Below are 10,888 nucleotides of genomic sequence, written 5' to 3'. Positions count from 1 at the left end.
GAGGAAAAACATTAAATCAATTCCAGGATGTTCTCCAGTTCTTCCATGGAAAGGTCGTCATCTCCCAGATCGCTCGGAGTCAACTCCCCTTCTTCTTTTGCCATGCAATGGTCGATGATACGCCGTAAGTGATTCCGGTAGCTGTACGCTAAGTTTGTTATGGTCTCTTCTTTGTACTGGAGACTGCTGTATCCGAAGCTGATCTGGAGCTTTCCATCCTCGATCAAGCCGGAAATATCCAAGAGGAATACTCTCTCTGATTCTGGACTGAACAGCTGTCCTGTCCCGAGCGGTGAGAAGGTATATCCGCCCGATTTCACATCCGAGTCAAACTGCCCGAGATAGTTAAAGCTGATTTCCGGCTGCAAGGCAAAAGACAAGGATAGTTGCGTCTTGCTGGACGTCATCGTACGTAAAATCTCGTAGCCAATTCCTTTTTTCGGAATGCGGCGCAGGTTTTCTTTGATCTGCTTGATTTGGTAAGCCAAGTCCTCTGATTTTTCCATATCAAGTACGACAGGAAACTGGGATGTGAACCAGCCAACCGTTCTTGTGACATTCATTTCATTCTGAATGTCTTCACGTCCGTGACCTTCCAGGTTGATGACAGGGCAGTTGGTATTTGCCCATTCTTTTACGGTTAACCCCAAAGCTGTCAGCAGCAGATCATTTATTTCTGTGTGATAGGCATGATGCACGTGACGCAAAAGGTTTTCTGTCTCTAGTGCTGTCAATTCGACCTTTACAGTGTGCGTGTGCTTTTGTTTCCGATCGGCTGTGACAAAATCAGTTGGCAATGCGACTGGCGTAGTGGTGCTCTCCAGGTTGTGCCAATACGTTGCTTCCCGTAACAGCTCGTCACTCTGTGCGTAGCTCTCCAGTTGAGCCGCCCAGTCTTTATAGGAATCTGTTTTCTTCGGTAAAACGATCTCCTGATTTTGGAGAGCCTGTGAATAGGCCGATGAAAAATCTTCAAACAAGATTCGCCAAGACACGCCATCCACGACCAGATGGTGAATGGCAATCAGTAAATGATCGCCTTCTTCGGTTGAGAAGAGAGCCAAATGAACCAGCGGTCCCTGTTCCAAATCGATACTGCTTTGGATAAGATCGGACAATTCCAGGATGTGCGCTGCGCTATTTGCATGTTCCCTCACATCAAAAGAATAGAAACGGAATCGGTCATCGGTAAGCCCTTGATTGATTTGCGTCATGATCCCATTTTCCTGTTTGTATATCATTCGTAACGCATCATGATGCTCGACGATTTTATGGAAGGCTTGCTGTACAAGGGCTGCATCAAAGCCTTCTTCACGATAGAGCATGACAGCCTGATTCCAATGGTGACGATCCGTAAAATTTTGCTCGAAGAACCACTTCTGGATGGGTGTCAAGCCAATCTCGCCCTCTACGACTCCCTGATCACTCTCTCTGTTGTTCGGTGTTACATGGATAGCGACTTCCTCGATCGACGGATGTTGGAACAGTTCTTTCATCGCAAGCGTCCAGCCTGATGCGTACAGGCGCGTGGAAACTTGAATCGCTTTGATGGAATCCCCACCCAATTCAAAGAAGTTGTCTTTTATTCCGACTTGCTTGATACCCAATACGTCTGTCCAGATGGTAGCCAGCAATTGTTCCAGCTCGTTTCTAGGTGCTTCATATTCTCTTCCCGAATTGTCATCCTGGCTTGGCTTCGGTAGTGCTTTTCGGTCAACCTTGTCATTGGGGGTCAGCGGCATCTTATCCAATTGGATAAAGAAGGATGGAACCATATAGGCAGGCAGTTCCTTCGCAAGATGCCTTCTCAACTCGGCTATGGACACTTCTGATGCTGCTACGAGATAGGCGCAAAGATACTGACCGGCAGCAGAGCCATCATCTCGAGCAACCACCACCGCTTGATCGATGTTCTCATAGGCGAGTATGGCGCTCTCGATTTCCCCGATCTCGATTCGATACCCGCGCACTTTGACCTGTTCGTCAGCCCGACCGACGTATTCGATCGTGCCATCCGTCCGCCATTTTACCAAGTCACCTGTTTTATACATGCGCTCTTTTGGTTCAAACGGATTCGCAACAAACTTTTCATCTGTGAGCTCCGGTTTGTTCAGGTAGCCTCTTGCAAGCCCAGGTCCTCCAATGCATAGCTCACCCACCACACCAACTGGCTGCAAGCGATGTTGTGCATCTACGATGTAGACCTTTACGTTGGCAATCGGCCGGCCAATCGTGATGTCTTGACCGGGTTCAATAGAACGGGAGATGGTGGAGACCACGCTATTTTCAGTCGGACCGTATTCATTGTTGATCCCGATTTTTGGATGCTTTTCTTTCGTTTTTTGAACAAGCTGTGCAGGTAACTTCTCGCCTCCAAGTGATACGCAGCGAAGCTCAGGGAAGTCTGCGACAGTCGAGCAATCCAGAATTGCTTGGAACAGACTCGGCACACCATAGTAGTGTGTGACCCCAGTGGATGCGATCAGCTTTTTCAACGCGATCGGGTCTTTGGCTTCTTCCTCTCTCGGCAAAACGCACACAGCACCTCCGAGAAGCGGCGCGAACAAGCTCGCTACAAACCCATCGAAAGCAAAAGAGAACACTTGCAATGCCTTGTCTTCCGGTCGGAAACCATATTCATCTCTTCTCCACTGCAAGCAGTTAATGATCGCACGATGCTCGATCATGACTCCCTTCGGCTTGCCGGTCGTACCGGACGTGTAAATGATATAAGCTAAATCGGAAGGCTTGTTGATGCAGAGCAGATTATCTGTCTGTGGAGAATAGTTCCTAGAGTCGCCCAAATCGATGATCTCTGCATGACTGGTCACCTTGGGGATCAAGTGAAAATGAGTAAGCACGAGTTTCGCCTGACTGTCCTCCATCATGTAGCGGATTCTTTCTTCCGGATACTCAGGATCGATGGGCAAAAAGGCTCCGCCCGCTTTCAAAATGGCAAGAATGGCAATGACCATCTCTAATGACCGTTCCAATAACATGGCGACGATTTGCGATGGCTCAACACCTTTCTCACGCAAAACGGATGCGAGCTGATTCGCTCTTTCATTCAACTCTTGGTATGACATTCGCTGCCCTTGGAATACAAGCGCTGTTTGATCGGGCATTTTTGCCGCCAGTTCTTCAAAGAGCTGATGAAGGGTTTTGTCTTTGGCGTATTCTCTGTCCGTACGATTGAACTCCACCAGTAACAGCTGCTTCTCTTCTTCCGTCAGCATATCAATCTCTTGCAGCATCCGATCAGGATGGGCCGCAATGCTTTTCAGGATTTGCAAGAAGTGGCGGGACATCCTGTCTACCGTATCTTTTTTGAACAGCTTGGTACTGTATTCCAGCCGTAAAAACAGGTCTGTTTCACGGTCGGTCATATGAAACGACAGGTCGAATTTCGCTATCGCCGGAGCACTGTCGGATTCATAATGGCGATAGACCAGTTGATCCAGCGTCTTTTGGTCCAGTTCATCGGTTTGCAGGATGAACATAGTGTCAAACAGTGGATTACGTCCCGGATCACGCTGAATGCCAAGCTTTTCAACAAGACTTTCAAACGGGTAATCCTGATGATCATAGGCATCCAGGGCATTCTGCTTGACTTCCATCAGAAACTCCTTGAAGGTCTTTTCGGATGTCGGTTTGTTTCTGATCGCCAGTGTGTTGACGAACATTCCCACAACGGGCGCAAGCTCAGATCTTGACCTGCCGGAAATCGGCGTTCCCACAATGATGTCATCCTGCCCGGAATACTTCGAGAGCAGCACATTGTAGGCTGCCAGCAAGACCATGAACAGCGTCGTTTTGGTTTCTGTCGCCAGCTCTAATAGGGCATCCCGCAGTTGGTGGCCAGTTGAAAGCGCGATGTGACTGCCTTCAAAGCTTTTTACGGCTGGTCGCGGGTAATCTGTCTGTAAATCCACGGCTGAAATGTCTCCTGCAAACGTATGAAGCCAATACTCTTCCTGTTGCTTGAAGGCATCTGACTGAAACAAGCCCTGCTGCCAGACAGAAAAATCCTTGTATTGAATGCGCACCTCTGGCAAATTTCTTCCCTGGTACAATTCAGCTAGCTCATTGAACATGATCGTGACCGATGCAGCATCTGCGGCGATATGATGCATGTCATAAAGGAGAAGATGACGCTCATCCGAAATTTTCACCAAGCCCATGCGGATCAGTGGCGGAACAGAAAGATCAAATGGACGGACAAACGAGTAGAAAATTTCATCAATCTGATGCGCCTCCGCTGTTTGATACTCCATTTCCACTTTCACATGGCTATGAATTTTTTGGACCAGCTCACCCCCGACTATCTCAAATGACGTTCTCCAGATATCGTGTCGATCCACTAATGCTTGCAGCGCAAACGCCAATTGCTCGCGAACCAGCTCGCCTTCCAGCATAATCATGCCAGGCGTATTGTAGCTAATGCCTGCCCCTTCAAGTTGATAGAGCAGATACATTCGCTGCTGCGCTGATGATACCGGGTAGTAATCTCGCGGCTCTGCTGGTTGAATGGATGCATCTGATGCGGCTTCACTGTTTTCAATCAATCGGGACAAGGCACGAACAGTTGGAGAACCAAAGAAATGCTTTAAAGAAAGATCAACTTGAAACTCTCGATGCACATGCGCCACTACCGTCATAGCTTTCAAAGAATGTCCACCCAGGTCAAAAAAGTTATCCATCACTCCGATGTCGGAGATGCCAAGAACGTTTTCCCATATCTTTGCCAGTGTTGCCTCTGCTTCATTGGCAGGCGCGACATACTCCACACCTGTCGCAGGCTTTCCTTCAGGCTTCGGCAGCGCTTTGCGGTCGATCTTGCCATTTGGCGTGAGCGGGAAAGCATTCAGTTGAATCAGATAGGTCGGGACCATATACGCTGGCAGTTCTTGCGATAGATGTGTTCGAAGAGCCACTTCCGAGATGTTTTCTTTACTGGTGAAATAGGCAGTCAGATACGTGTCCCCGCTTCCATCCGGATAAGCGACGACAATCGCTTCATTTGTCGTTTCATAGCTGAGAAGAACCGATTCTATCTCCCCGATCTCTATCCGGTATCCTCTCACTTTTACTTGTTCATCCAGGCGTCCTATGAATTCAATCGTACCGTCAGGGAGCCATCTGCCAAGGTCGCCTGTCTTGTACATGCGTTCACCTGGCTTAAATGGATTGGAAACAAACTTCTCCTCGGTAAGCTCTGGTTTGTTCCAATATCCGCGTGCCAACCCGAGTCCGCCAATGCATATCTCTCCCACTACACCAATTGGTAGCAGCTGGTGCGAATGGTCCACGATGTATATGCTTGTGTTTGCAATTGGCCGTCCAATGGTGATCGGAGCATCTGGGAGCGCATCGCACAAATAGGTGGCGATAACGCTGCTTTCTGTCGGACCATACGCATTGATAGTAATCATCTGCGGATTCATTTCTTTGCACAGCTCAACCAGCTTCGGCGATAGCTTTTCTCCCCCGAGCATGGTCATTTTCAGTGGACTGATCTCTTCGGGGGTGCTGCATTCCAAAATCGCCTGGAACAAACTTGGCACGCACACCGTGTAGCTGCAACTCCAGGTTGAAATTAGGTTTTTGAGCGCGATTGGATCTTTGGCTTCTTCATCCTTCGTCAAGACAACAGTTGAACCAGATAGAATCAATGCAAAGAAAGTAAGGGCAAAAGCATCAAAGGCAAAGGAGAGAGCCAACAAGCCTCTGTCATGGACAGATAGGGCAAGCTCTTCTTTGTTCCACGTCGCACTGTTGACAATACCTTTGTGCTCCCCCATGACCCCTTTTGGCTTACCTGTCGTACCCGATGTGTAAATGATATAAGCTAGATGGGTAGCCGTATGAATCGGGTCAAGGTTTGTGGTGATACGAGAATAGTTACTCTTATCCTCCAAATACAGGCATTCCACTCCAGCAGCAATCTTTGTTCCAAGATGCTCATGAGTAAGCACGAGACGAGCTTCGCAATCTTCCAGCATATAAGCAATGCGATCATTCGGATAATCTGGGTCGATAGGCACATATGCCCCACCAGCCTTGAGAATGGCAAGGATTCCAATCACCATCTCCAAGGAACGATTTGCCATAATCCCAACTCGTTGGTCAGCCTTTACTCCTTTTTTCCGTAATGTACGAGCAAGCTGATTAGCCTTCTTATTGAGCTCCTGATATGTCAATTTTTTGTCCCCGCAAACCAGTGCGATTTGATCAGGGGTTTTCAGCACTTGTTCTTCAAATAGCTGGGGAAGTGTGCTTTCCAACTGAACAGGCTTGAATGTGTCGTTGAAATGGACCAGCAATTCCTGCTTTTCCTGCTCGGTGAGCATCTCCATCTCATAGAGCGCCAAGTCCGTGTTCCGGATGACTTCTTGCAAGATTTGGATGTAGTGACGCGACATGCGTTCGATGGTCTCCTGTTTGAACAGCTTGGTGCAAAATTCGAAGCAGAACATAAGACCGGCATGGTCTTGGCTTGCTTCGAGAGACAAATCGAACTTCGCCATTTTGCCCTCTGGCACGTAAGGCGTCACTGTCATGCCCTCGATCTTGATGGGATTGGCGTCCATGTTTTGCAAAATGAACAACGTGTCAAACAATGGATTGCGGCTTCGATTTCGACTGACCGCCAGCTTTTCGACGAGCTCCTCAAACGGGTACTCCCCATGCTCAAAAGCAGCGAGTGTATTGTCCTTTACTTCTCGTAAAAATTGCTTGAAGCTTTTGGTTGCTACAGGCTGATTTCTCATTGCCAGCGTGTTAACGAACATACCCGTGATGCTTTCCGTGTCAGGGTGTGTTCTTCCAGCTGTCACGGTTCCGACCACCATGTCTTCTTGCCCCGAGTATTTCGCGAGCAAAACATGGTAGGCTGCCATGAGCACCATGTAGAGCGTAGTACCAGTTTCGGCCGCCACTCGTTGCAAACCATCCAACAGTTGTTTTTCAGAACGGAACAGATAACGTTCGCCCTCAAAGCTTTGAACAGAAGGTCGAGAGTAGTCCAAAGGTAGGTTTAAGACAGGAATTTCACCAGCGAATCGCTCGGTCCAATACGCTTCTTGCTTTCTGTATTCATCTGTCTGTGCCAAACCTTTTTCCCAAACCGCGAAGTCTTTATATTGAATGCGTTGCTCTGGCAAAGATTTGTCTTGATAGAGCTGCGCAAGATCATTCAGGATGATTTGCGATGACACGCCATCCGAGATGATATGGTGCATATCGATGATCAGGACATGGCGCCGCTCTCCCAGCTTGACCAGTCCAACCCGACTTAATGGCGCTTTTTGCAAATCAAACGGACGCATGAAATCCGTGATGACTTGATTTAAACGATCTTCTGTTGCTGCCATGTAGGTGATTGGCAATTTGCATTCCGGATGGATGCGTTGAACCGGCTCACCGTTGATGGTATGAAAGGAGGTTCGCAGCGATTCATGACGATTCACCAGACTGGAAATGGCATGCTCCAGCTGCGGCACATTCAAATCTCCATCAAGTACCGTCACAACGGGCAGATTATACACCGTACTATCCGGATCGAGCTGGTTTAAAATCAGCATGCGTTTTTGCGCTGAGGATACTGGATAATGCTCTTGCATGACGACCCGCGGAATAGCGAGATACGTTCCTTCCTCTACACCTTCCACATACTTGGCGATTTCTTGAATGGTTGGTCTGTCAAACAAGACGCGAAGTGGAACATCTGCTTGGCAGTCTTTTTGCATCCGGGAAATGAGATGAATCGCTTTTAGCGAATGACCCCCCAGCGTGAAAAAATTATCCTGAATGCCAATCGGGGACACGCCGAGTACGCTTTCCCAAATGGCTGCCATTTTCTGCTCCAGTTCGGTTGTCGGGGCGACGTAATCCGCACCCGTAAATGCATTCCCCTCCGGTATGGGCAAGGCTCTTCTGTCTGTTTTTCCGTTAGGTGTGACCGGAATCCGCTCCAGCTTCATAAAGAACGAAGGGATCATATACTCCGGTAGCGTTCGCGATAAGTACGCACGCAGCTCCTCGTTGCTGACTTCTTCTGACAAAACGACATAGGCGCACAAATACTTTCCGCCAGTCTCATCCGTTCTATCGATGACCACGGCTTCCTTAATCGAGTCGTGGTTGAGCAAATGCGATTCGATCTCGCCCAGCTCGATACGATGACCCCTGATTTTTACCTGATGGTCGATCCGCCCTAAGAACTCGATATTGCCATCTGGCATCCAACGGGCGAGGTCACCCGTTCGATACATTCTTTCTCCTGATTGATACGGGTTCTCGAGAAACTTCTCCGCAGTCAGCTCCGGATTGTGCAGATATCCTCTTCCTACGTTGGCCCCGGAGATATACAGCTCCCCAACAATGCCCTCTGGCTTCATCTGCAACTTTTCATCCAAGATATAAATGCCTGTGTTGCTGATCGGTTTTCCGATTGGCGGCAGCTCTGGTATATCCATGCTCGGGTCCATCGTGTAGGTGGTCACCACATGTGTCTCCGACGGCCCGTAATGATTGTGTAAAAATACGTGATGGTTCCGCAGATATTTCTGTAGCTCATGAGTGACGACGAGCTGTTCTCCGGCTGTGATAATGTGCTTGACGCAACGCGGGAAGCTTTGCGCATAATCTTTTTCGTTAAAGATAAATTTCAAGAAGGATACAGGGAGGGACAAAATGCTGATCTGTTTTTCCTGGATAAAGGCAAACAGTTTTTCTACGTGACGTCTCATCTCATTCGTGATGAGATAGAGCTGTCCCCCGGAAAGCAGCGTCGAGAAAATCTCCTGGTAGCAAACATCAAAGCTGCATGTGGTATACTGCAATACTTTTTCATGAAAATCGATGTTGGTCTTGGCAAACGTAAAGTGCATCAGATTTGCCATGTTTTTATGCTCAAGCATGACGCCTTTTGGTTTCCCTGTCGTTCCTGAGGTATAGATGATATAAAACAAGTCATCTGGATGATTAATCATTTCGACAGGCGCACTGCTCTCATCCCAGATTACTGGAGCATTGATATCTATTTTTTCAGTAGAAGCAGAGACTTTCTCGAGTAAATGCTGTTGGGTCACTACCACTTGAATCCCGCTATGTTCCAGCATGTAGGCGATTCGCTCTTCTGGCAGCTCCGGATCAATCGGTACAAACGCACCACCAGCTTTCAAAACCCCAAGAATTCCGACAATCATCTCGATGGAACGATCCATCATCGTTCCAACTAGACTGTCTGCTGCAATCCCTTTTCCTCTCAAAAATCTGGCGAGCTGATTGGACTTTTCATCTAGCTCCCGATACGTCAGATGCTGTTCTCCGAATACGACGGCAACCTGCTCGGGTGTCCTTTCCACCTGTTCCATAAAGAGCTCGTGCATGGTTTTCGTAGGATAAGCAGCCGAAGTATCCAGGTTTCTAGCCATTAGCTGTTGTTTTTCAGTTTCTGTCAGCAAGGTAACCTGTTGTAGGGTGACCTTCGGATTGTTTGCCACGCAAGCCGCAATCTGCTTGAGGTGTCCAGCCATTTTTTGGATAAAGGCTTCGTCGAAAGCAGCGGCATTATAATCAAACCGCATCGAAATCTCTTCTTTGGGCATTACCATGACAGTCATGTCATAATTGGTAGGCTCAAACATCTCGACCTCGGAAATGGCAAAGCCTACTTGCTGTGTCGCCGCCTTTTTCTGCAAGGCCTCGACTAATGGATAGTTTTCGATGACCATCAGGTGATCGATCAAATCTTGCTTCAATACAGAATTGTTTTGAATATCGTACAAAGGCACATGCTCATATGGCTGGGATTGCAGTGTTCTTTGGTGCACATCCTTTATTAAGTCGACAAAGGTTTGATCGTTTTTCGCTTGAATGCGGAATGGAATGGTATTGATAAACAACCCTACCATTTTGTCGATTCCGACGATTTCAGTTGGTCGCCCGGATACAACAGAGCCGAATAGCACATCATTCGTACCGTTATAGGATTGGAGGAGAATCCCCCATAAGGATTGAATCACAGTCGGCAATGTCACTTGATTTTGACTTGCAATTGCAGAAAGCTGCTGCGTCAAGTTACGGTCCAGCGCAAAACGATATTGCGCCGGTAGAAAGGCATTGCTAGAAGACTTCCCAAATCTCGGCAAGGAAGTTTGCTGTTCAAACTGTTCCAGATAATCTCTCCAATATGCGAGAGAAGCCTCCTTATCTTGCTTTTCCAGCCAACGGATAAATTGGCTGTATGGCTGCACCGGGTCAAGGGAAATCGGAGTGCCGTTCTTTAAGGATAAATAGACGGAAAGCAAGTCATCAAAAATAATGCTAAAGCACCAACCGTCCATGAGTATGTGATGAAAGCTCCAGATGATTTGGTATTCGCTCTCCGACATTTGAAAAATAGCCACTCTCATCAACGAATCTTTCGCCAGATGAAAGGTTTTCTCTTGGTCATTCCTTTTGTATTGGGTGTAGCGCTGTTGCTTTTCTTGCTCGTCGTAAGCAGTTAAATCGCAAAAAAGGATGGGAATGGGCCGTTCCTTCAAGACAACCTGCAAAGGCTGCTTTAATTTTTCATAGAGAAACAGCGTACGGAATACGTCGTATCTCTCTACCAGGACATGCAAACTATTGGTAAACAAACCAACGTCAAGATCGCCCTGAATCGAAATGGACATCTGCACAAGATGAGAGTTATGTTCTTCATCTAGCAAGGCGTGAAATAACATTCCCTCTTGCATCGGCGTCAATAAATACATATCTTGCACTTGTTCTTTGCTAAAAACACTCATTCCGGCACCTCGATATCGACATTATTCGTCATTATTTGTTATATTTGTCTAAAAATGTAAGAAAAGAGCATGATTTACCCCATAAAATTTTA

The 10,888-nt window shown here is 47.5% G+C and carries 1 protein-coding gene; it reads right to left on the bottom strand.

Annotated features, from left to right (window positions below):
* Positions 1-11: 11 nt before the first annotated feature.
* Positions 12-10,796, bottom strand: a complete 10,785-nt coding sequence (tycB, locus tag C7R94_RS08400; protein ID WP_106779926.1) for a tyrocidine non-ribosomal peptide synthetase TycB — start codon at positions 10,794-10,796, stop codon at positions 12-14.
* Positions 10,797-10,888 lie beyond the last annotated feature (92 nt).

It is taken from the genome of Brevibacillus sp. NRRL NRS-603, assembly GCF_003013445.1.
Classification (GTDB): domain Bacteria; phylum Bacillota; class Bacilli; order Brevibacillales; family Brevibacillaceae; genus Brevibacillus; species Brevibacillus formosus.
This window is presented reverse-complemented; position numbering and strand designations above follow the sequence as displayed.